Genomic DNA, 23,848 nt, shown 5'->3' with positions numbered 1-23,848 from the left:
CACTCTGTCTATCCTGTCATCGAATGTATGAAATCAGACATGGCCTGGTTGCAGCCGCACGCGCACTTCGACGCCGATGCCTGGAGCGCTCCGGTGCTGGGGATCGCAGCCTCACTGGCGGATCACGACTCGGGTTGGCACCAGCATGCACGCGCGCAGCTGCTGTATACCCGGCAGGGCTGCACGCGCCTGACCTACGGTGATCGCATCAGCCTGCTGCCGCCCGCGCGTGCCGCGTGGATTCCGGGCGGGCTGCGCCATCGCGCGCAGATGCGCCAGGCGGTCGACTACCGTTCGTTGTACTTCGGCGCCACGCTGTCGGCCCAGCTGCCCCGGCAGCCGGCGATCATCGGCGTGGGGTCGCTGCTGCAGGCCTTGCTGGAGCCGATCGCGCAGGCGCCGTTCGACCATGACTGGCAGTCGCCGCGCGCGCACCACCAACTGGCGTTGTGCGTGCTGGAAATCGCTGCTGCACCGGTGGCGCCGATGGACCTGCCTCTGCCTCGTGATCGGCGGATCGCACGGTGCCTCCCGGTCGCCGAGCAGCTGCCGCCCGAACTGGGGGAGCTGGCCGCGCGCACGGGCCTGAGCGCGCGTACCGTCGGCCGGTTGATGCAGCGTGATACCGGCATGAGCTACCAGGCCTGGCGCCAGCAATGGCGACTGATGCGGGCCATGGAGTTGCTGCTGCTGGGCCGACGCGTGGCGCACGTGGCGCAGGACACCGGCTTCTCCGCCGAGAGCCCGTTCATCGCCTTCTTCCGCGGCATGACCGGCACCACACCCGCCGCGTTCCAGCGCCACGCAAATGGGGACGGAGGGGATTAAGTCGCTTTCGCCCCTTCGACACAGGCCGTGGCAAAAACGACTTAACCCCCTCTGTCCCCTTTTCAACGAAAAACCCCGGCTTGCGCCGGGGTTTTTCATTTCAGGCGTGCCGGTGGATCAGCCGCCGCGCGGGCCGCTGCGGCGCGGGCCGCCCGGACCGCGGTTGCCGCCGGGGCCACCCGGGCCACGGTTGCCACCCGGACCGCCGGGGCCGCGATTGCCGCCCGGACCACGGTTGCCACCACCCGGCCCGCGACCGCCCGGACGGGCGCCCTGCGCCGGCTTGGGGCTGCCATACGGGTTGAAGCCCGGGGTGGCGTGGTCGGACGGGAAGCTCGGGGCATTGCCCGGATGGCCATACGGGTGCTTGTTGCCCTGGCCCTGCGAGCGGTTGCCGGCACCGGCCGGACGACCCTGGCCGCCTGCGCCGCCACGGCCTTCACCGCCGAAACCGCCACGGCCCTGTCCGCCACCGGCGCCCGGACCCTTCGGCTTGCCGTACGGACGGCCCTGGCCGCCTGCGCCCGGACCACGGGCACCCGGGCCGCGCGCGCCCGGACCGGCATTGCGATGGCCGCTCGGGCCCGTGCTCACGCCATCCGGCACGTACCAGGTGCGGAACGCGGCCGGGTTGCCTTCCGGCAGCGAACGGTCGTTCTTCTGGGTGCGCTGCTTGAACGGCCTCTGCGACTGCTTGGCTGCTGCTTCACCGCTGACCGTCAGGCCACCCTTGAAACCGCCGCCCTTGCCGCCGCGGCCACGGCCGCGGTCTTCGCGGACGTTGTCGAAGCGACGCAGCTCGCGGCCTTCGTCGGCGGTGTTATGGCCGTTGACGTAGGCATTGCCACGGCCACCTTCGCGCACGCGCACGGTGGTCTTGGCGGCGCGACGCTGGCCGATCACCGGCTGCAGGGTCAGAGCCGACGGCGCGCCTTCTTCCAGCTTCAGCTGCGCACGCAGGGCTTCAACCTGGGCGGTGCCCAGTTCCACCGAATGGCCACGGGCCAGTTCGCGCGGCAGGCTCACCTTGCCGTAGCGGGTGCGCTTCAGGCGGCTGACCTGGCAGCCCTGCGACTCCCACAGGCGGCGCACTTCGCGGTTGCGGCCTTCCTTCACCACGACGCGGAACCAGTCGTGCGAGTCGGTGCCGCCGATGCGTTCGATCTCGTCGAACTTGGCCGGGCCGTCTTCCAGTGCCACGCCGCGTGCGAGGCGGTCGACGATGGCGTCGGAGACCTTCTCCTCACCTTCCGGGGCGCGCACGCGCACCACGTACTCGCGCTCGACCTCGAACGACGGGTGCATCATGGCGTTGGCCAGTTCACCGTCGGTGGTGGCCAGCAGCAGGCCGGTGGTGTTGATGTCCAGGCGGCCGATGGCGATCCAGCGCGCGCCCTTCAGCGGCGGCAGCGATTCGAACACGGTCGGGCGGCCTTCGGGGTCTTCGCGGGTGGTCACTTCGCCTTCCGGCTTGTTGTAGACCAGCACGCGCGACGGTTCGGCCAGGGCGGTGGCGACGAAGCCGCGGCCATCCAGCTCGATCTTGTCGCCGCTCTTGACCGACATGCCGGTCTGCGCGACTTCACCGTTGACCTTGACCAGGCCTTCGGCGATGCGCTGTTCCAGCGCGCGGCGCGAACCCAGGCCGGCCTGGGCCAGCACCTTGTGCAGGCGCTCTTCCAGCTTGAACTGTTCGGAGGTGGCTTCGCGCTTGAGCGAGAGCTTGTTACGGGGGGTGTCACTCATCAGTTTTGCTCCGGCCGACGGTTTCGGGGTCGGCCTCTGGTTCGGAATCGGCTTGGTCAACAGCCACGGTCGTCATCGCGACGGCGTTGTCTTCGCGTTCGTTCAGGGGCACCGCGCGCTCGCCCGGCGCGGAATCGGGGTGCCCATCAAGGGGCGAAGGTGCTTGCTCATCGGAAGCCGACGCAGACGCTGCGTCGGCGGAATCGGGGGTGTCGCTGCCGGCCAGGCCGGCGTCATCGTTGGCAGCAGCGCCATCGGCGCCAGCTGAAATGTCCGGACCCTCGGCACTGGCGGCGGCCGGTGCGTCGCGGTCCAGGGCCAGCTGGGGTTCCAGCTCGCCCAGGTCCTTCAGTTCCGACAGCGGCGGCAACTCGTCCAGGCGCTTCAGGCCGAAGTAGTCCAGGAAGCCCTTGGTGGTGCCGAACAGGGCAGGCTTGCCGGGCACGTCGCGGTGGCCGACCACGCGGATCCACTCGCGTTCCTCCAGCGCCTGGATGATGTTGCTGCTGACCGCCACGCCGCGCACCTGCTCGATCTCGCCACGAGTGATCGGCTGCCGGTAGGCGATCAGCGCCAGGGTTTCCAGGGTGGCACGGGTATAGCGGGTCTTGCGTTCGGTCCACAGCCGGCTGATCCAGCCATGCACTTCGCCGGTCACCTGGTAGCGGAAGCCGGAGGCGACCTCGACCAGTTCCACGCCACGGCCTTCGCAGGCTTCGCGCAGGCGCTCAAGCGCACGTTCGATGCTGCCCGGCGGTGCCGGCTCCTCTTCCGGGAACAGGTCTTTCAGCTGGGCCAGGGTGAGCGGCTGGCTGGAGGCCAGCAGGGCACCCTCGACAATGCGGTTGATCAGCGTTTGGTCCATCGGCAGTCAGCGCTCACTCGTTCTCGTTGGCGGCGTCGTTGTCGTCGAACTCGCTGCTGAACTGCAGCGGGGCATTGGTGTTGCCGGCGGCCAGGGACTTCACGTAGATCGGCGCCAGCGGCTCTTCCTGGACGATGTCCAGCAGCTGTTCCTTGGCCAGTTCCAGCACCGCCAGGAACGTGACCAGCACGCCCAGCTTGCCTTCTTCTGCGGTGAACAGCCCTTCAAATCGGTAGAACTTGCCATCTTCAAGCCGGCCCAGCACTTCGCCCATGCGTTGCCGCACGCTCAGCGCCTCGCGCTTGATGGCGTGGCCACTGAACAGCTCGGCGCGCTTGAGCACGTCGTGCAGGGCCAGCAGCATTTCCTTCAGGTCCACCGGCGGCGGCAGCTTCACCGCAGCACGTTCGGGCATGAAGGCGTGTGCCACCGTGGTGTCGCGGTCCTGGCGGGGCAGGGCGTCGATGTCCTCGGCGGCCTGCTTGAAGCGTTCGTACTCCTGCAGGCGGCGCACCAGTTCGGCGCGCGGGTCGGCCTCATCGCCTTCCTCGCTGACCGGGCGCGGCAGCAGCATGCGCGACTTCACCTCGGCCAGGATCGCGGCCATGACCAGGTACTCGGCGGCCAGCTCGAAGCGCAGCTCGCGCATCACGGTGATGTATTCCACATACTGCCGGGTGATCTCGGCCACGGGAATGTCCAGTACGTCCAGGTTCTGGCGGCGGATCAGGTACAACAGCAGGTCCAGCGGGCCTTCGAAGGCATCCAGGATGACTTCCAGCGCGTCCGGCGGGATGTACAGGTCCTGCGGAATCTGCAGGACCGGTTGCCCATGCACCACGGCCAGCGGCATTTCCTGCTGCTGGGGGGCGGGCGGCCGGGTTGGCGGGTTCGCGTCGAGCGCGAGTTCGGAAGTCATCTAATGGACATCAGGATTGCATCGGACCAGTCGCGGCAGCGGGTTCACCGGGCCAACGCCACGGCGCCCCACGGCACCAGACACGCCGGGATCGGCGCGATTCCACACATATCAAACAGCAGGACGCGCCGCAGGAAACGGCAGCGACGGAACTACGGGGAGGTCGTCTACGTGGCCCGGCCAGGTGGTCCGGTTCGAAGCAGCGGGACGGTCGTCGGGGGCTGCGTTGGCCACAGAAACCGACGGGCTGCTGCATCCAGCCACGTGCAATGGTGTCTAGGGTAAGCCTTTGTCGCGCCAGTGTCCAGCCGGGCTGGGGCGAGGGCGGCATTGGCTAGAATCTGCGCACCCGACAACGCAAGCGAGGAAATGCCGTGTGGTATGTGATTGAAGGCTATGACGGCCAGGACGTGCTGGCACAGCGACTGCAGGCACGTCCGGAACACCTGGCGCGCCTGTACGCGCTGCGCGACGAAGGCCGCCTGCTGCTGGCCGGACCGTGCCCGGCAGTAGACAGCGAGGACCCGGGCCCGGCCGGCTTCAGTGGTTCGGTGGTGATCGCGCAGTTCGAGTCGCTCGTGCAGGCCCAGGCCTGGGCTGATGCCGACCCTTACGTAGCCGCGGGCGTCTACACCCATGTACAGGTGCGTCCGTTCCGCAAGGTCCTGCCGTGAACGCGGAGCGGATCGAGCGGATGCGTGACGCACTGCAGCAGGCGCTGGCCCCGAGCGTGCTGGAAATCGAAGACGACAGTCATCGTCATGCAGGCCACGCCGGTGCGCGCGATGGCCGCGGTCATTTCAACGTGCATGTGGTCAGTGAACGCTTCGCCGGACTGGGTCCACTGGCCCGGCATCGCGCGGTCTATGCAGCGCTGGGCGCGATGATGGAGACCGACATCCACGCGCTGTCCATTCGTGCATTGACCCCGTCAGAACAGGGCTGAGCCCTTGTCCCACACTGTCCTGGCGGGTCCGTCAGCGGGCCCGCCACAGACAGATTTCCATGTCCATTTCAGGACATTCGCCTAACGGACTGTTTACAAGCCCAGATGGAAACGCTTACATTCCGCGCCAATGCTGGTAGGTCCAAGCCGTGGAGGGCGGCTTCGTGAACAAGGCAGCTATCACAATCAAAGACGTCGCTCGCGAAGCCCGGGTCTCCGTGGCCACGGTTTCCCGCGCGCTCAACGGGCATGAAAATGTCGCCGAACCGGTCCGCCAGCTTGTGCTGGAGGTGGCTGCACGGCTGCGTTACACCCCGCACGCCGCCGCCCGCAGCCTCAGCAGCCGTCGCACCAATACGGTGGGCGTGGTACTGCCTGACCTGTACGGCGAATTCTTCTCCGAGCTGATGCGCGGCATCGACAACGTCGCCCGCAACCGCCGCCAGCACCTGCTGGTGTCCAGTTACCACGGTGACCAGGAGCAGCAGGGCGCGGCCCTGCGCGCCATGCGCGGCCGCGTCGACGGCCTGCTGGTGCTCTCGCCCTATGCGGAGAGCCCGGGATTCCTGACCGACAACCTGCCGCAGTCGTTGCCAACGGTGTTGATCAACACCTATCTGCCCGGGCAGGACCACCCGGTGCTGAGCATCGATGACCATGCCGGTGCGATGGCGATGACCCGCCATCTGCTTGACGCGGGTCACCGCCGTATCGCTTTCATTTCTGGCCCGGACCTCAACTTCGACGCGCGCGAGCGCCTGCGTGGCTTCCGTGACGCGTTGGCGGCTTTCGGCAGTGACGCCGAAGGCATCGAGCTGCCCGGTGATTTCGACGAAGCTTCCGGCCATCGCGCCGGTCAGGAGTTGTTGGCAGCCGGAGCGCTGCCTGATGCCGTGTTCGCCGCCAACGACATGATGGCGCTGGGTTGCCTGTATGCGTTCACGCAGGCAGGTGTCCACGTTCCGTCCGACGTCGCCCTGGCCGGTTTCGATGACATTCCACTGGCGCGTTTCGTCCACCCGTCGCTGACCACCATGCAGGTCAGCATCGCCGAACTCGGCGATCGGGCCATGACGCGCCTGATGCAGTTGATGGACGGCACCTCCACGGATGGGACAGGGGACAAGCAGACCCTGGTTCCCCGCTTGATAGTTCGCGATTCCACCACTCCGCCATCCGGCCGTTGAAGCCGGAGGCGTTCCTTCTTTTTTGATTGATCGCAGGGACCGCGCAAGCGGTTACCGCCACCCGGAGATTGAGTTGATGATGCACACCACCTTCCGCACGCCGGCACGCCGGCTGCTGAGCACCGCACTGGTCAGCTGCCTGATGCTGGCTGCTGCTCCGAACGTCATGGCGCAGTCGGCCAATGCCAGCCTGCGCGGCCAGGTTTCCGGCGCGCAGGCCGGCGCTGAGGTGACCGCCACCAACGTGGCCACCGGCACCGTCCGTCGCGGTACCGTCCGTGCCGATGGAAGCTACTCGCTGATGGGCCTGGACCCGGGCACCTATGACGTGGTCGCCAACGGCCAGTCGCAGAAGGTCACCGTCACCGTGGCCTCGACCGCTACCCTGAACTTTGCCGGCGCTGCCAGCAGCACCCCGGGTACGACCGCAGCCACCAACCTGGACACTGTCAACGTCGTCGCGCCGACCCTGCTGCAGGAAGTGCGCACGTCCGAAGTCGGCAAGACCGTCAGCCTGCAGCAGATCCAGACCACCCCGCAGGTCTCGCGCAACTTCCTGGAGTTCGCCGACGCGGTGCCGGGCATGATCTTCACCCGCGACGCCAAGGGCAACACCTCGCTGCGCGGCGGTGCCACCAACTCCGACGGCACCAACGTGTACATCGACGGTGTGGGCCAGAAGAGCTACGTCAAGGGCGGCGGCGTGGCCGGTCAGTCCGGCAGTGCCGGTAACCCGTTCCCGCAGCTGGCCATCGGCGAGTACAAGGTCATCACCGGCAACTACAAGGCCGAGTACGGCCAGGTGTCCAGTGCAGCGGTCACGGCCGCGACCAAGTCGGGTACCAACGAGTTCAAGGGTGAAACCTTCTACCGTTATACCAACGACAGCATGCGCGCGATGACCCCGGCCGAGCGTCAGCCGGGCAAGGGCAAGGAAGATTCGGCCGAGAAGGAATACGGCTTCGCCCTGGGCGGCCCGATCGTCAAGGACAAGGCCCACTTCTTCGTGACCTATGAAGCCAAGCGCTTCGATCTGCCGGTGACCATCGCACCGCATGGTTCGGTGACCAACAAGGCCAACCGCGTCCCGGCTGATGCCCAGGCCGGCCTGGGCCCGGCCAGCCAGCCGTTCCAGCAGGACCTGATCTTCGCCAAGGTCGACTTCGAGCCGACCGACAACGATCGCCTGGAACTGACCTTCCAGGACCGTGATGAAACCCAGCAGCAGTTCTCGGACCAGACCGCGCCGATGCACGGCAAGGAAACCAAGAACACTGACCGTCGTTACGCGCTGCGCTGGAACCACAGCGGTGAGCGTTACTACAACGAGCTGATGGTTACCCACGAGGATTCGTTCAACAATCCCAAGCCGCTGAGCATGGGCAACGGTTTCAACTACACCGCGCCGGACGGCAAGAGCGAGGAGCGCGCCATCGTCTCGATCGGTGGTTCCTCGGCAATGTCGTCGCAGGTGAAGGGCCAGAAGGGCTGGTCGATCGAAGACAACCTGACCCTGGATGGCATCCAGTGGGCGGGCGACCACACCATCAAGATGGGTGCGAAGTACAAGCAGATCGACCTGTACGCCTCCGATGCGGCGCAGATCAATCCGCAGTTCTACTACACCATCGACAACCCGACCTTCCCGGACAGCATCCCGTACAAGGCACAGTTCGTGAAGCCGGTCACCGGCGTGTCCGGCGTGTCCGGCGAAGTGCGCTCGAAGGTGAAGCAGATCGGTCTGTTCATCCAGGATGACTGGCAGGTCAACGACCACCTGCAGCTGAACCTCGGCCTGCGCTGGGACTACGAGAAGAACCCGTCCTATCTGGACTTCGTGACCCCGCCGGAAGTGGTCAATGCGCTGTTCGCGCAGGATCCGCGTGCCGCCGCTGGCCAGAGCTACGCCGACACGCTGGCGCTGAGCGGCCTGAACATCAACGATTACATCAGCAACGGCCACAACCGCAAGGCATTCAAGAATGCCTGGCAGCCGCGTCTGGGTTTCTCGTATGACATCAATGCCGACGAGCAGCACGTGATCCACGGTGGTGCCGGTCGTTCCTACGACCGCGACCTGTTCGACTACCTGCAGCTGGAAACCACCAAGCTGGCCCTGCCGCAGCCGACGATCTACTTCCGCAATCCGGCAACCGGTCAGTGCTTCCAGGGCAACGCCGCGTGCTATGACTGGAACCCGAACCTGCTCAACGGTATCGGCAACCTCCAGAGCCTGGTCGGTTCGACCAGCAATGCCGGCCTGGAAGTCGACCTGCTGAACAACAATCTGAAGGTGCCCTACGCTGACCAGTTCAGCCTGGGCATGAGCAACCAGATCGGCGACTGGCTGACCGACGCCACCATCTCGCGCACGCTCACCTATGACGGCTTCGCCTTCACCCTGGGCAATCGCTACCCGACCGGCAACTTCTTCGACGATCCGCGTCTGTGCGGTGGCACCGAAGCCGGTCTGGGCCAGGCGTGGAGCTGCAACGTGCCGGGCTTCGGCAGCCTGATCATCGGCCAGCAGGGCATCAAGACCCGTGCTACCCAGATCCTGTTGTCGGCGCAGAAGCCGTTCACCCAGGAAAGCGGCTGGGGCACCTCCATCGCCTATACCTGGACCACCGCCCGCCACAACCGTGACATCAACGAGCACTACGCGTTCGACCGTGGCGTGATCGGTGACTACCCGACCATCCGCTCCAACGGCGCGCCGCGTCACCGCCTGGTGGTGACCGGTTCGTATGCGGGCTTCTGGGGCATCACCTTCGGTGGCAAGATCACCCTGGCCACCCCGACCGCGATCAACGACTGGTACGGCGTGCCGCAGGCCAATGGCTTCGACCTGCCGACCCCGATGGCGGCGGTTCCGGGTGGCAACGGCAAGTTCCTGCTGGGTGGCAAGATCTTCGGTTATCGCTCGGTCGACCTGCAGGCGACGAAGACGTTCAAGATGCCGGGCGATACCGAGCTGTATGCGCGTATCGACATCATCAACGTGTTCAACTTCGACAATTTCTCGAACTACAACTACTACAAGAATGGCAAGTTGACCGCGAGCTACAACGAGACCGGCGACATCGTCGGTACGCCGCGCCAGGTCAAGGCCGAAGTGGGCTTCCGCTTCTAAGCCCGGATGGATGCATGACCCCGATGCCGCCGCTCCACCGGCGGCATCGGGCGCGTGAAAACGGCAATGGCCGGCCCTGTGCCGGTCCATTGCCCATGCCGCTGCCGGTCAGGGGGCATCGGCATGGGCAATGATCGCGGTGTCAAACCACGTTTTTCGTGGTTTTTTAAGAACGCACCTTGTAAACGATTTCAGATCATTGGACGGTATGCTTTCCCATCGATCAGACCACCGGAGAAATCGCGCCATGCAGGCACGTCATCTGTTGTCCGCCGCAGCGTTGAGCCTGGCCGTGGCCGCCTGCCAGCCGGCCCAGCAGGAGCCTGCCAAGCCGCGGCCGCCGGTGATCCTGATCGAGGCCGATGCACCGCCGCGGCCGATGAAACCTGAGCTGCCGCCGCTGTTCGATGACATCGAGCGCCGCACCTTCCAGTTCTTCTGGGATACCACCAACGAGATCAATGGCCTGACCCCGGACCGCTATCCGTCGCGGCCGTTCGCCAGCATCGCCTCGGTCGGCTTCGCACTGACCGCGTATCCGATCGGCATCGAGAACGGCTGGGTCAGCCGCAACCAGGCGATCGACCGCACCCTGACTACCCTGAAATTCTTCCGCGACGTGCCGATGGGCCCGCAGCGTACCGGCAAGGCGGGTTACAAGGGTTTCTATTACCACTTCCTGGACATGCAGGAAGGCCGTCGCTACGACAGCTGGGTCGAACTGTCCTCGGTGGATACCGCGCTGCTGATGATGGGGGTGCTGTTCGCGCAGTCGTACTACGACGGTGACGATCCGCGCGAGAAGGAAATCCGCCAGATCGCCGACACGTTGTACAAGAAGGTCGACTGGCCCTGGCTGCAGCAGCGTGCGCCGCTGATCTCGATGGGCTGGTTCCCCGAGAGCGGTTTCATCGACCACGACTGGATGGGCTACAACGAGGCGATGATGGTCTACATCCTTGCCCTCGGTTCGCCGACGCACCCGGTCAGCCCGGATGCGTGGACGGTGTGGACGCGCACCTATGACAACGACTGGGGGGTCTACCAGGGCCAGGAATACCTGTCCTTCGGCCCGCTGTTCGGCCACCAGTACAGCCACGTCTGGATCGACTTCCGCGACATCCAGGACGCCTACATGCGCGAGCGCGGCAGCACCTACTTCCTCAACAGCCGCTCGGCCGCACTGGCCCAGCGTGAGTACGCCATCGCCAACCCGATGCAGTGGAAGGATTACGGCGAGAACGTCTGGGGCCTGACCGCCAGCGATGGTCCGCAGAACACCACGCAGGAATACCGTGGCGAGCAGCGCCAGTTCCGCCATTACTCTTCGCGCGGCGCTGGCCTGCGCGAGAACTTCGATGACGGCACCATCGCTCCGACCGCCGCGATCGCGTCGGTGGTGTTCGCGCCGGAACAGGTGATCCCGGCCACGCTGGAGATGCACAAGCGCTACGGCGATTACATCTATTCCAGCTACGGCTTCCTGGATTCATTCAATCCCAGCTTCAACTACGACATCCCGATCAAGACCGGCCGCGTGGTGCCGGATCGTGGCTGGGTCGCCAGCGACTACATCGCCATCGACCAGGGGCCGATCCTGACCATGATCGCCAACTATCGCAATGATTTCGTCTGGGAAGTGATGAAGAAGAACCCGTACATCCGCAAGGGCCTGGAGCGGGCGGGGTTCAGTGGTGGCTGGCTGGCGCCGGAAGGTTCGTTCCAGCCGCTGGAACTGCAGAAAGACGAAAAGGCCGCGGCGGCACGCGCGGTGGGTATCGCCGAATCACGCGCGGCTGCCGCGCAGGAACAGAAGAACAATGCCAACCGCAACACAGGCCAGGGCAAGTAATCCGATGCCGAACTGGATCGACCGTCTGCGCCGCTGGACACTGCCAGCCCTGGCCGCACTGGCCGTGGCCGGCTGCGCCCGCACCGAACCGGGCACCACCACTGTGCGTTTCTGGGCAATGGGCCGGGAAGCCGAGGTGGTCAGCGAACTGATCCATGAGTTCGAAGCCGAGAACCCGGGCATCAAGGTGGACGTGCAGAACATCCCGTGGACCGCTGCGCACGAAAAGCTGCTGACCGCGTTCGCCGCCGACGGCCTGCCGGACGTCTGCCAGCTCGGCAACACCTGGGTGCCGGAGTTCGCCGAGCTCGATGCGCTGACCCCGTTGCAGCCGTTCGTCGATCACTCTGCCGTGGTCGATGAGAAGGACTATTTCCAGGGCATCTGGGACACCAACGTGATCCACGGCGAGCTGGTCGGCGTGCCGTGGTATGTCGATACGCGCCTGATCTACTACCGCAAGGACCTGCTGGCCAAGGCCGGCTACGACCACCCGCCGCGCACGTGGCAGGAGTGGGATGAGCAGATGGCAGCGATCAAGCGCATGCAGGGCCCGAACCGCTATGCGGTGCTGATGCCGATCAACGAGTTCGAGCAGCAGCTGTCGCTGGCACTGCAGCAGCCCGATCCGCTGCTGCGCGATGATGACACCCGCGGCAACTTCAGCAGCCCCGGCTTCCGCCGCACGCTGGCGTTCTACGCCAACATGTTCGAGCAGGGCTGGGCGCCGAAGATGTCCGAGACGCAGATCTCAAACGTCTGGGATGAGTTCTTCCGCGGCTTCAACGTCTTCTACATTTCCGGCCCATGGAACATCCGCGAGTTCAAGAAGCTGCAGCCGAAGGAACTGGAAGGGCAGTGGGGCACCGCAGCGCTGCCGGGGCCGGAGGGTCCGGGCGCGGGCATCGCCGGTGGCACCAGCCTGGTGATCTTCCGCAAGTCGCAGCAGAAGGAGGCGTCGTGGAAGCTGATCGAGTTCCTGTCGCGCCCGCAGATCCAGGCACGTTTCCATTCGATCATCGGCGACCTGCCGCCACGCCGCAGCACGTGGAGTGCGCCGTCGCTGGCCAACGATCCGCTGGCCGCAGCGTTCCGTGACCAGCTGGAGCGGGTCAAGCCGACGCCGAAGGTGCTCGAATGGGAGCGCATCGTGCAGGAAATGCGCATCGTCACCGAGAAGGTGGTGCGCGGTGGCCTGCCGCAGGACAAGGCCGTCGAAGAACTCGACCAGCGCGTGGACAAGGTGCTGGCAAAGCGCCGCTGGATGCATGAACAACAACGCCTGCAGCAGCGCGTTCCGTCGCCGCAATCGAGCAGTGCCGTGGCCGCCGGGAGCGCGCAATGAAACGTACTTCACTCGCCGGCTGGATTTTCGCCGGTCCCTCGCTGATCGTGCTGGGCGTGTTCTTCGGCCTGCCGGTGGCTTCGGCGCTGGCGCTGAGCGTGACCGACTTCGACCTGTATGCCCTGGCTGACAGCAGCAACCTGCGCTTTGTCGGCCTCGGCAACTACATCGATCTGCTGCAGACCCCGATGTTCTGGAAGTCGCTGTGGAATACCACTTACTTCGTGTTGATCGGTGTGCCCTTGTCGATCGGCGTGTCGCTGGGCGCGGCAATGCTGCTGAATGCGCCGGCCGCACGCTTCAAGGCGTTGTTCCGCACCGCGCTGTTCGCGCCGGTGGTGACCACGCTGGTGGCGGTGGCGGTGATCTGGCGCTACCTGTTCCATACCAGCTACGGCCTGGTGAACTACGGCCTGGGCCATCTGGGCATCAGCCCGATCGACTGGCTGGGCGATCCCAACTGGGCGATGCCGACCATCATGCTGTTCGCGGTGTGGAAGAACTTCGGCTACAACATGGTGATCTTCCTGGCCGGCCTGCAGGCGATCCCGCATGACCTGTACGAGGCCGCGCGCATCGACGGTGCCTCGCGCTGGAAGCAGTTCCTGCACATCACCCTGCCGATGCTCGGCCCGGTGCTGCTGGTGGTCGGCGTGATCACCGTGTCCGGCTACTTCCAGCTGTTCGCCGAACCCTACGTGATGACCCGCGGCGACCCACTGCAGAGCACCGTCAGCGTGCTGTATTTCATGTTCGAGGAAGGCTTCAAGTGGTGGAACCTGGGACGCGCCTCCGCCGTGGCGTTCCTGCTGTTCCTGATCATCCTGGCGGTGACCACCGTGATGCTGCGTTTCGGCCGCAAGAGGCAGTTGGTATGAGTCGTGAAATCGGCCAGTCGCGCTGGTACCCGTGGTTGATCAATGGTGCGTTGCTGGTGCTGGCCCTGGTCAGCCTGGCACCGCTGTTGTGGATGCTCTCGGTCTCGTTCATGCCGCAGGGCGAGGCCAGCCATTTCCCGCCGCCGCTGCTGCCTTCCAGCATCACCACGCACAACTACCATGAGCTGTTCGCGCGCACTGGCATGGGTGGCAACTTCGCCAACAGCCTGCTGGTGTCGCTCGGCATCACGGTCGGTTCGCTGCTGCTCAACACCATGGCCGGCTACGCCTTCGCCAAGCTCAACTTCGTCGGCCGCGAGCGCCTGTTCCAGGTACTGATGGCGGCGCTGGTGATTCCGGCGCAGGTGGCGATGCTGCCGCTGTTCCTGCTGATGAAGCAGCTGGGCCTGGTCAACAGCTTCGGTGGCGTGATCGTGCCGGCGCTGGCCAGCGTGTTCGGCATCTTCCTGGTACGCCAGTACGCGCGTTCCATCCCGGACGAACTGCTGGAAGCGGCGCGCATCGACGGGGCAGGGGAGCTGCGCATCTTCTTCCAGATCGTGCTGCCGATGCTCAAGCCGGTGCTGGTGACCCTGGCGATCTTCACCTTCATGGGCGCATGGAACGATTTCATGTGGCCATTGATCGTGCTGACCGACCAGGAGCACTACACTTTGCCGGTGGCACTGGCCACCCTCTCGCGCGAGCACATCATGGACGTGGAAATGATGATGGCTGGCGCGGTGGTCACCGTGGTCCCGGTGCTGGCGCTGTTCCTGGTGCTGCAGCGGTACTACATCCAAGGTCTGTTGCTGGGGAGCGTCAAGGGATGAAGCGAGCGATCGCCGTTGGACTGGGCCTGTTGTGGACTTCCCTGGCGATCGCCGCACCTCCGGCGCTGCCGGCACCGAAGGTGCTGGACGACTTCGACGACATCGCAGCCTGGACGCTGGTGCTGTCCGACCAGGTCAGCGGTTCGCTGCGCCCGGTCAGTGGTGCCGGTGGTGGCCGCGCGCTGTGCCTGGACTATGACTTCCACGATGTCTCCGGCTACGTCGGCATCCGCCGCGCGCTGAACATCGAGTACCCGGTCAATTACCGCTTCGGATTCCAGTTGCGTGGCGAATCGCCGGGCAACGACCTGCAGTTCAAGCTGATCGATGCCAGCGGCGACAACGTCTGGTGGGTCAACCGGCCCGGCTACAGCTTCCCCAAGGCGTGGACGCCGGTCGAGTACCGTCGGCGCCAGATCGACAAGGCGTGGGGTCCCTCGCCCGAGAAGGAGATGGCACGAAGCGCCGCCGTCGAGTTCACGATCTACAGCAAGGTCGGTGGCCGCGGCACGGTGTGCTTCGACAAGCTGACCCTGCAGGGCCTGCCGCCGCAGGATGATTCGGCGTTGGTGCCATCAGTGATTGCCGATACGGCCACCGCGCTGCAGGACCGCATGATCGACGGCAAGAGCGACACGTTCTGGATCAGCGGTGGCGTCAAGCAGCAGACCATCAGCCTGGACCTGCACAAGAGCCGCGAGATCGGCGGTGTAGTGATCGATTGGCTGCCGAACCTGGAAGCCAATCGCTACACCGTGCGGACGTCCGAGGATGGCCGGGACTGGCGCACTGTGCGCGAGGTGACCGGCGGTGCGGGGGGGCGCGATTGGCTGGCGCTGCCGGATACCGACGCGCGCTACGTGCGTTTCGATCTGCGCGATGGCCCGAACTGGCGCTATGGCATCCGTGACATCGCACTCAAGCCGCTGGCCTTCGCCGCCACGCCCAATGCCTTCCTGTCCTCGGTGGCCGCCGATCTGCCGCGAGGCTCGTTGCCGCGTGCCTATGTGGGCGAACAGCCGTACTGGACCCTGCTCGGCCTCGATGGTGGCCAGGAGCAGGCGCTGATCAGCGAGGATGGCGCGCTGGAGCCGGCCAAGGGCAGCTTCAGCATCGAGCCGTTCATCCGCCTCGATGGCAAGCTGCTGGACTGGTCAAAGGTCGCCATCACCCAGTCGCTGCAGGATCACTACCTGCCGATCGCCAATGTCGATTGGGTGCATGAAAAGGCCGGCCTGGCGGTGACCGGTTTCGTGCAGGGCACGCCGGAGCGTGCGCAGCTGATCGGCCGCTACCGGCTGAGCAATCCGGACAAGGTGGCGCACGAATACACCCTGGCACTGGCGATCCGGCCGTGGCAGGTCAATCCGCCAACGCAGTTCCTCAATACCGTCGGTGGCTTCAGCCGCATCGATGCACTGGATGTCGGCGAGCAGCTGGTGAGGGTCAACGGTGAGCCGCGCATCTACCCGCTGCAGGTTCCGGATGCGCGCTTTGCCAGCACGTTCGATGGCAAGCTCGATGCGATGCATCTGGCGGACGGCAAGTACCCGGCGGCCACCGCAGTGAAGGACAGCACCGGCATGGCGTCGGGCGCGTTGATCTACACGATCAAGCTCGAGCCCGGCCAGAGCCGCGAGGTGGCGGTGGTACTGCCGCAGACCGGTGGCTGGGCGCCGAAGGCGCTGGACGTGGCCAAGGCGCAGGCGCAGGTGGCCGAGCAGTGGCGGCAGAAGCTGGGCGTGGTCTCGCTGCAGGTACCCGCTGCGGGCCAGCCGCTGGTCGACACCCTGCGCACGGCAGTCGCGCACATGCTGATCTCGCGCGTCGGGCCGCGCCTGCAGCCGGGCACGCGTTCCTATGCCCGCAGCTGGATCCGCGATGGCGCGATGATTTCCGAGGGCCTGCTGCGCATGGGGCGCAGCGATGCGGTGCGTGACTACATCAACTGGTATGCGCCGTACCAGTTCGAGAACGGCAAGGTACCGTGCTGCGTCGACGCGCGCGGCAGCGACCCGGTGCCGGAGAACGACAGCCACGGTGAGCTGATCTACAGCATCGCCGAGTACGGGCGCTATACCGGCGACAGCACTTTCACCGAGCTGATGTGGCCGCACGTGCAGGGCGCTTACACCTACATGGAGCAGCTGCGCGCCAGCGAGCGCACCGAAGAGAACCGCGCGCGCAACCCGGCCTTCTACGGGATGATGCCGGCCTCGATCAGCCACGAAGGCTATTCGGCCAAGCCGATGCATTCGTACTGGGACAACTTCTGGGCGCTGCGCGGCTACAAGGATGCGGCGCTGCTTGCGACCCAGCTGGGCAAGGTCGAGGCGATGCAGATCGCTGAATCGCGTGACCAGTTCCGTGGTGACCTGCAGGCTTCGCTGCTGTCGGCGATGCAGCAGCACAAGATCGACTACCTGCCGGGCTCGGCCGAGCTGGGCGATTTCGATGCGACCTCGACCACCATCGCACTGGCGCCGGGCGGCGAGCAGGGCCGACTGCCGCAGCAGGCGCTGGAGGCGACCTTCGAGCGCTACTGGAAGGAGTTCGTGGCCCGTCGCGATGGCAAGCGGGAGTGGAAGGACTACACCCCGTACGAGTGGCGCAACGTGGCGGCGTTCGTGCGCCTGGGCTGGCGTGACCGCGCCTGGCAGGCCACCGAATTCTTCTTCAAGGACCGTGCGCCGCAGGCTTGGAACCAGTGGGCCGAAGTGGTCTCGCGCACCCCGCGCAAGCCGTTCTTCGTCGGTGACCTGCCGCACGCGTGGGTGGCCTCGGATTTCGTGCGTTCGGCGCTGGACATGTTCGCTTACAACCGCGACATGGACGATGCGCTGGTGCTGGCCGCTGGCGTGCCGAGCGCGTGGCTGCAGGGCGAGGGCATCGCCGTTCAGGGCCTGCGCACGCCGCAGGGCCAGCTCAACTACCGCCTGCAGCGCAGCGACAAGCAGCTGGTGCTGGAGGTACAGCCGGGCCTGCTGCCACCGGTCGGTGGCGTGGTGTTGCCGTGGCCGTACGCCGGTGATCCGGGCGAGGCGACCATCAACGGTGAAGCGGCCGAATGGGTCAACAGGGAACTGCACGTGCACCAGCTGCCGGCGCGGGTCGAGATCGATGTACCGAGCGCGGTGCGCCGCGCCGAGCGCAAGGGGCAGTAACGATGAAGCAGCAGGGGGCAAGGGTGCGCACGACCGTGCGTGCCCTGGGGCTGGCAATTGCATTGGCATTGCCGGGCGCGGCGATGGCGGCCGAGCCGGCCGCCGCGGCAGCGGCTGACGTTGCCACCGCGCCAGGCATGAGCATGGTCACCTTTAACCTGCATCATGACCGCGAGGACTGGCCAAGCCGCCGCCGCACCATCCTGGCCGAGCTCAAGCGCCTGCAGCCGGATGCGGTTGCCCTGCAGGAGGTGATCCAGCGCCGCAACGTGCGAAACCAGGCGCAATGGCTGGCCAACCAACTCGGCTACAAGTACGTGTTCGTGTCCACCGATCCGGTCGGCGCGCCCAAACGCTACGGCAATGCATTGCTGACCCGGCGGCCGATTCTTGCCCACGGCGATCATCTGCTGCAGCCGTTGGATGACTACCGCACGGTTGCCCACCTGCGCATCGACGTCGACGGTACGCCGGTGAATGTCTACGCCACGCATCTCAACGAGCGCAGTGACGAGAACGGGCAACGCATCCGCCGCAGCCAGGTCGAGGACCTGCTGCGCTTCATCGCTGCAACGTCGGCCGGTGCACCAGTGGTGATTGCTGGCGACTTCAATGCACTGGTGGATGCCGGCGACCTGAGCGAGCTGCGCAGCCACTACGGCGACAGCTACGGCAGCGTGCACGTGAACACCGACCTTGCCGGGGTCAGTACGCTCAACCGCCACTATTACCAGGCGCCGTCGCGGATCGACCACATCTTCTTCCAGCAGGACGAGATGGTCGCGCGCGAGGCGAAGATCCTGTTCGACCAGCCCGACGACAGCGGTCGCTGGGCCTCGGACCACTACGGCGTGTGGACCCGCCTGCAGTTCGCGCCGAAACCCTGACGGGACACGCTTGGGTAGGTGCCAACCTTGGTTGGCACGGTTCGGCCCGAAGCACAAACAAAAACGGCGGGGATCATTGATCCCCGCCGGTTCGTTTTCACGCTATCAAGGAGCGATCAGTTCGCCGGCGGCGTGCGCTTGGCGGCCTCTTCGTCTTCTTCATCAGCCTTGGCTTCTGCAGCCTGGGCTGCAGCGTCGACATGGCCATCGGCGACCGGATCGATCGACGGCGTCACCACCGCATCAGCGCTCGGGGCGGCGGCTTCGATCGGTGCGGCTTCGACCGCCACCGGAGCGACCGGCTGTTCCACGATCGGCGCAGTCTCGACGACCGGCGTGGCTTCAACGGCCGGGGCGGCCTCCACCACCGGGGCACTCTCACTGGCCACCGGCTTGGTTTCAACCACCGGGGTTGCTTCAACCACCTGCGGCTTCGATTCCACGACCGGCGCGGCCTCGACTGCGACCGGCTTCGCTTCGATCACCGGTGCGGCTTCAACCACCGCGGCCGTTTCAGCCACAACCGGCTTTGCTTCGATGGCCGGCGCAGCAGCGTCCACCACCGGAGTGGCGTTGGCGACCGGTGCGGCAGCGGCGACCGGCTGGACCGGGGTCGCGGCGTCGATGGCATCGAGCATGCTGGTCTGCACCGGCGAGGACACCGCTTCGGTCTTCGCAGCCTCGACCGGTGCCTGCACTTCAGCCACGACCGGGGCGGCGGCTTCGACCACAGCGCTGCTCACCACGGCAACCGGCGCGGCGACAACAGCGGCGGCAGCACGGGCTGGCTTCTCGGCTTCGACAGCGACCGGCTCGGCTTCGTCATCGAAGTCGAACTCCGGCTGCGAACGCGTGGGCAGCACAGCCGCGACCGGCGCAGTGCCGGCAGTGCTGTCGATGTTCGGCTCGGCGCCGTCGGCGTCATCACCGTCATCACCCTCGTCCTGGTCATCACCCAGGGCGTCGCTGCCGGCGGCGTTTTCGGCGCCACCGCGGCGACGACGACGGCCACCACGACGGCCACGGCGACGGCGGGTTGCGCCTTCGCCAGCCTGCTCGCCATTGGCGTCGGTTGCAGCCTCTTCACCGGCAACTGCGACGACGTCGGTCGCACTGGCCGCATTGGCAGCGGCGTCGACCGGTGCGGCCGCTTCTACCGGGGCGACCGGGGCGACCGGGGCGACCGGGGCGGTGGCTTCCTGCGCGTTCACCCCATTGGCGGCGACGGCCGTAGCGGCTACGGCTGCCGCTGCGGTCACGGCTTCGGCAGCTGCTTCGGCGGCATTGCGCTGCGGCTTCTCGGCCGGCTTGTCACCGTCCTGCTGCTGCGGGCGCGGCTGCTTGGGCTGCTTCAGCTTCGGCTGCTGGTTCTGGTTCTGGCCCTGCTGCTCGTTGCGCGGCTTGTTCTGCTGCTGCGGCTGCTGCTGGCCATCCTTGTGCTGCGGCTCCTTCTGCTTGCCCTGCTGCGGCTGCTGCTGCGCATTGCCGTTGTTGCCGTTGCGGCCGTCCTTGCGCTGCTCGCTGCGGTCCTTGCGGTTGCCGCCATCCTTCTGCTGCTGCGCGTTGCCATTGCCACGACTGTCGTCGCGACGGTCCTTGCGGTCCTTGTTGCGATCCTTGTTGCGGTCCTTGCGGCCACCGTCCTGCGACTGACGCGCCGCCGGAGCGGCCGGCGCCGGCGCCGGGGCCGGCTCGCCACCGAACACGCGCTTGAGCCAGCCGATCACGCCGCCGCTGGGGGCCGGGGCCGTCGGTGCGACCGCGACCGGGGCCGGGGCTGCCTTGGCCGGCTCAACTTCCTCGCGAACCGGGGCGGGCGAGGTGTGCTTGACCTGGGTCACCGCCGGCGGCGGGATGTTCAGCTGGCCCTTGGTCAGCGCGTGCACCGGCAGCTTGCGCGGGGTGCCGCGCTGATAACTGGGCTTGCTGCTTTCTTCACCCAACTCATTCTCGCGCAGGCGGGTGACGGTGTAGTGCGGGGTATGCAGCTGCTCGTCGGCGACGATCACGATCGGCGCCTCGTGGCGCTGCTCGATCTCGCGCAGGGCGCTGCGCTTCTCGTTCAGCAGGTAATTGGCGATCTCCACGGGGGCCTGCACCAGCACCTGCCCGGTGTTCTCCTTCATCGCATGCTCTTCGGCGACGCGGATGATCGACAGCGACAGCGACTCGACGCTGCGCATGCGGCCGTGGCCGTCACAGCGCGGGCAGACGATCTGGCTGGACTCGCCCAGGCTCGGGCGCAGGCGCTGGCGGCTCATTTCCAGCAGGCCGAAGCGCGAGATGCGGCCGACCTGGACGCGGGCCCGGTCGTACTTCAGCGCGTTGGCCAAGCGGTTCTCGACCTCGCGCTGGTGCTTGTTGGAGGCCATGTCGATGAAATCGATGACCACCAGGCCACCCAGGTCGCGCAGGCGCAGCTGGCGGGCCACTTCCTCGGCCGCTTCCAGGTTGGTCTGGAACGCGGTGTCCTCGATGTCGCTGCCCTTGGTGGCGCGCGAGGAGTTCACGTCGACCGCGGTCAGTGCTTCGGTCTGGTCGACCACGATCGAGCCGCCCGACGGCAGGCGCACGTTGCGCTCGTATGCACCTTCGATCTGCGACTCGATCTGGAAGCGGTTGAACAGCGGGATGTCGTCCTTGTAGTGCTTGAGCTTGCGCAGGGTCTGCGGCATCACCTGCTGCATGAACTCGCGGGCGTGCTCGTACATCTCCTCGGTGTCCACCAGGATCTCGCCGATGTCGGCGCGCAGGTAGTCACGCAGGGCGCGCACGATCAGGCGCGACTCCTGGTAGATCAGGAACGGAGCGGGCTTGCTCAGCGCGGCTTCGGCAATGGCGCGCCAGACGTTGAGCAGGTAGTCCAGGTCCCACTGCAGTTCTTCCGCATCGCGGCCGACGCCGGCGGTACGGATGATCACGCCCATGTCGTCGGGAATATTCAGCTTGTCCAGCGCGTCCTTCAGCGCGGCCCGGTCTTCGCCCTCGATGCGGCGGGACACACCACCGGCGCTGGGCGAGTTCGGCATCAGCACCATGTAGCGGCCGGCCAGCGAGATGAACGTGGTCAGGGCGGCGCCCTTGTTGCCACGCTCTTCCTTGTCGACCTGGACGACGATCTCCTGGCCTTCCTTCAGCAGTTCGCGGATGCCGGCCTTGTTGTGGTCGACGCCGGCCTGGAAGTAGTCGCGGGAGATTTCCTTCAACGGCAGGAAGCCATGGCGGCCACCGCCGTATTCGACGAAGGCCGCTTCCAGCGAGGGCTCGATGCGGAAGATCCGGCCCTTGTAGATGTTGGACTTCTTCTGTTCCTTCGACGGCTGCTCGATGTCGATGTCATACAACGACTGGCCATCCACGATGGCAACACGCAGCTCTTCAGCCTGCGTTGCGTTGATCAGCATTCGCTTCATTGTTGCGTTCCTCGCAAGCGGCTACCGCGCGGAACGCCATGGGGTTTCGCCTCTGGACACGGCTCGCCGCCCATTCGCGCAAGCGCGGGGAGGGCGGCTTGGGTTTCCAGCGCTACGACACCACGGCAGGCCGCGGGAGCGCTTCACTCTTATGGGTTTTGGGTGTTGCAGGGCCGCAGGCAGCTGTCAGCCAGGCTGGAGCGCCACGCGGGACATGTTCAGCACGGTTGCGTGTCAGGCATCCGGCGATGGCCGGGAAGGCCGGTGAGCCGCTAACATGGCCGCCCCGCGGGCGGTGGTCGCGCACTGTGCCGGATTCGTCGGAAGCTGGGCTTCTGGCCCTGAGTAACTTCCAACGAAATCAATCCCTTATCTCGCCCCCCGAGTGTAACAGAATAAACAGCCTGATGACCGCCCAAGACCCCACCAAGCCCGCAGGCGACAAGCCTTCCGTGCGCATGATCACCGTTCCCGCCGACCGCGCCGGCCAGCGCCTGGACAACTTCCTGCTCGGCCAGCTGAAGGGGGCCCCGCGCAGCCTGGTCTACAAGCTGGTGCGCAGTGGCCAGGTGCGGGTCAACGGCGGTCGCGCCAAGGCCGAGCGCAAGCTGGAGGCGGGCGATGAGGTGCGTGTACCACCCGTGCGTCTCAGCGAGGAGGGAGACAAGGCCGGTCCACCTGAGGCGTTCATGCGCCGCCTGGAGCAGGCCATCGTGTTCGAGGATGCCCGCCTGCTGGCCCTGAACAAGCCCTCTGGCGTGGCCAGTCATGGCGGCAGCGGCATCAGCTTCGGGGCGATCGAGACCCTGCGCGCGCTGCGCCCGGGGCAGACCCTGGAGCTGGTCCATCGGCTGGATCGCGACACCTCCGGCCTGCTGATCGTGGCCAAGAAGCGCTCGGCGCTGAGTGAACTGCAGGCCCTGCTGCGTGAAGACCATGGCGCCGGCATCCGCAAGCGCTACCTGACCCTGCTGGCCGGGCGCATGCCCGATGGCGTGATGACGGTGGACGCGCCGCTGCACGTGGGCCTGCGCCAGGGCGGCGAGCGCCATGTGCAGGTCAACGCGATCGGCAAGGAATCGATCAGCCACTTCCGGGTGCTGGAGCGCCGCGGCGGCCATTCGTACTGCGAGGTGCGCATCGAGACTGGCCGCACCCATCAGATCCGCGTGCACGCCCAGCATCTGGGCCACCCGGTGGCCGGTGACGACAAGTACGGCGATCCGGCGGTGAACAAGCGGCTTCGTGAGCAGATCGGGCTGAAGCGCCTGTTTCTGCACGCGGCTTCGCTGGAGTTCGCGCTGGATGACGGCAAGAGCCCATACGTGCTGAACGCGCCGCTGGCGGATGAGCTGGTTGAGGCGCTGGACCGCCTGCGCTGACGGCGGTTCGGCGGCGCCGGGTGCTTGGTCGGCGCCGTCGCTTTCCTGCGATGAGTGGGCTCGTCACTTTCTTTGCTCGTGCAAAGAAAGTAACCAAAGAAACACGCCGCCATCCGCGAGCCGGCGCTGCGCGCCGGTACCCTGCGCTCCTCGGTCCGCCGAGGGCCGGCGCGGAACTCGCTGCGCTCAGACACCCGCGCCTCTTCGCCCTCGCCGGACCTGCGGTGCTCGGCTCGCTACAAGGCGGACCTGACAGCCGCAGCGTAGACCCATACCCGCACGCAGCCCTTGTAGAGTCGAGCCACGCTCGACTCACGCGCGCAGCGCGGGCTTCGCTTTTTCATTCTTTCATCGCGCGGCTGGCACGCCTATAGCCTGTCAGAGGCCGGGCGAGGTGGGTTTGCGGGGGTGAAGCGCCATGGATGGCGCGCCCAAGCCCCCAAGGTGAAGTGACCCCCGAGACTTGGACA

The 23,848-nt window shown here is 66.2% G+C and carries 16 protein-coding genes; 12 read left to right on the top strand and 4 right to left on the bottom strand.

From position 1 onward, the window contains the following. The first annotated feature begins 39 nt into the window (after positions 1–39). Positions 40–828: a helix-turn-helix transcriptional regulator gene (locus N5C25_RS13720; protein WP_279937112.1), complete on the top strand. Its 789-nt coding sequence runs from the start codon at positions 40–42 to the stop codon at positions 826–828. Between the two features lie 117 nt (positions 829–945). On the opposite strand, the gene N5C25_RS13715 is transcribed toward N5C25_RS13720, so the two are convergent. From N5C25_RS13715 to N5C25_RS13705, 3 genes are read right to left on the bottom strand one after another with little or no spacing between them, the layout of a single operon-like run. Then, on the bottom strand, positions 946–2,574 hold the full coding sequence (locus tag N5C25_RS13715) for a pseudouridine synthase (RefSeq protein ID WP_088435920.1): 1,629 nt from the start codon (positions 2,572–2,574) through the stop codon (positions 946–948). Continuing rightward, positions 2,567–3,439 (bottom strand): SMC-Scp complex subunit ScpB, encoded by an 873-nt coding sequence (scpB, locus tag N5C25_RS13710; protein WP_279937111.1) that lies wholly within the window; start codon positions 3,437–3,439, stop codon positions 2,567–2,569. Before scpB ends, N5C25_RS13715 begins: the two co-directional genes overlap by 8 nt. Positions 3,440–3,452: 13 nt before the next feature. Next, on the bottom strand, positions 3,453–4,358 hold the full coding sequence (locus N5C25_RS13705) for a ScpA family protein (RefSeq protein WP_005410330.1): 906 nt from the start codon (positions 4,356–4,358) through the stop codon (positions 3,453–3,455). 374 nt (positions 4,359–4,732) lie between these two features. Here N5C25_RS13705 and N5C25_RS13700 point away from each other — a divergent pair, with 374 nt between their 5' ends. From N5C25_RS13700 to N5C25_RS13655, 10 genes are all read left to right on the top strand, one after another. Continuing rightward, a complete protein-coding gene (locus N5C25_RS13700) occupies positions 4,733–5,032 on the top strand; it encodes a YciI family protein (protein WP_049451704.1) in 300 nt (99 codons plus the stop codon). Between the two features lie 20 nt (positions 5,033–5,052). After that, on the top strand, positions 5,053–5,304 hold the full coding sequence (locus tag N5C25_RS13695; protein WP_032963317.1) for a BolA family protein: 252 nt from the start codon (positions 5,053–5,055) through the stop codon (positions 5,302–5,304). Positions 5,305–5,453: 149 nt separating this feature from the next. After that, a complete protein-coding gene (locus N5C25_RS13690; RefSeq protein ID WP_012480808.1) occupies positions 5,454–6,491 on the top strand; it encodes a LacI family DNA-binding transcriptional regulator in 1,038 nt (345 codons plus the stop codon). Between the two features lie 76 nt (positions 6,492–6,567). Beyond that, positions 6,568–9,624, top strand: coding sequence for a TonB-dependent receptor (locus N5C25_RS13685; protein WP_033832936.1), 3,057 nt, complete (start codon positions 6,568–6,570; stop codon positions 9,622–9,624). A 247-nt stretch (positions 9,625–9,871) separates the two neighbouring features. Beyond that, positions 9,872–11,476 (top strand): glucoamylase family protein, encoded by a 1,605-nt coding sequence (locus N5C25_RS13680; RefSeq protein WP_024956629.1) that lies wholly within the window; start codon positions 9,872–9,874, stop codon positions 11,474–11,476. Positions 11,477–11,480: 4 nt separating this feature from the next. Beyond that, the gene (locus N5C25_RS13675) at positions 11,481–12,821 is read left to right on the top strand and encodes a sugar ABC transporter substrate-binding protein (RefSeq protein ID WP_227843315.1); all 1,341 of its coding nucleotides are present in this window, start codon (positions 11,481–11,483) and stop codon (positions 12,819–12,821) included. Next, the gene (locus tag N5C25_RS13670; RefSeq protein ID WP_005410323.1) at positions 12,818–13,699 is read left to right on the top strand and encodes a sugar ABC transporter permease; all 882 of its coding nucleotides are present in this window, start codon (positions 12,818–12,820) and stop codon (positions 13,697–13,699) included. Before N5C25_RS13675 ends, N5C25_RS13670 begins: the two co-directional genes overlap by 4 nt. After that, positions 13,696–14,532 (top strand): carbohydrate ABC transporter permease, encoded by an 837-nt coding sequence (locus N5C25_RS13665; RefSeq protein WP_005410322.1) that lies wholly within the window; start codon positions 13,696–13,698, stop codon positions 14,530–14,532. The genes N5C25_RS13670 and N5C25_RS13665 overlap by 4 nt, the downstream gene beginning before the upstream one ends. Next, entirely contained in the window at positions 14,529–17,696 is a 3,168-nt protein-coding gene (locus tag N5C25_RS13660; RefSeq protein ID WP_279937110.1) for a discoidin domain-containing protein, read from the top strand. The genes N5C25_RS13665 and N5C25_RS13660 overlap by 4 nt, the downstream gene beginning before the upstream one ends. A gap of 2 nt (positions 17,697–17,698) precedes the next feature. Beyond that, positions 17,699–18,583 carry an endonuclease/exonuclease/phosphatase family protein gene (locus N5C25_RS13655; RefSeq protein WP_279937109.1) on the top strand — a complete coding sequence of 295 codons (885 nt, stop codon included), beginning with the start codon at positions 17,699–17,701 and terminating at the stop codon, positions 18,581–18,583. A gap of 116 nt (positions 18,584–18,699) precedes the next feature. Here the strand turns inward: N5C25_RS13655 and N5C25_RS13650 are convergent, their stop codons facing one another. Continuing rightward, positions 18,700–21,996, bottom strand: a complete 3,297-nt coding sequence (locus N5C25_RS13650; protein WP_279937108.1) for an Rne/Rng family ribonuclease — start codon at positions 21,994–21,996, stop codon at positions 18,700–18,702. Positions 21,997–22,403: 407 nt separating this feature from the next. On the opposite strand from N5C25_RS13650, the gene N5C25_RS13645 reads away from it, so the two are divergent. Next, a complete protein-coding gene (locus N5C25_RS13645) occupies positions 22,404–23,378 on the top strand; it encodes an RluA family pseudouridine synthase (protein WP_031269982.1) in 975 nt (324 codons plus the stop codon). The last annotated feature ends 470 nt before the right edge of the window (positions 23,379–23,848 follow it).

The organism is Stenotrophomonas sp. GD03958, from assembly GCF_029839005.1.
Taxonomy (GTDB): Bacteria; Pseudomonadota; Gammaproteobacteria; order Xanthomonadales; family Xanthomonadaceae; genus Stenotrophomonas; species Stenotrophomonas hibiscicola.
Note: the sequence above shows the minus strand (reverse complement) of the source record. Positions and strands in the feature narration are given on the sequence as shown.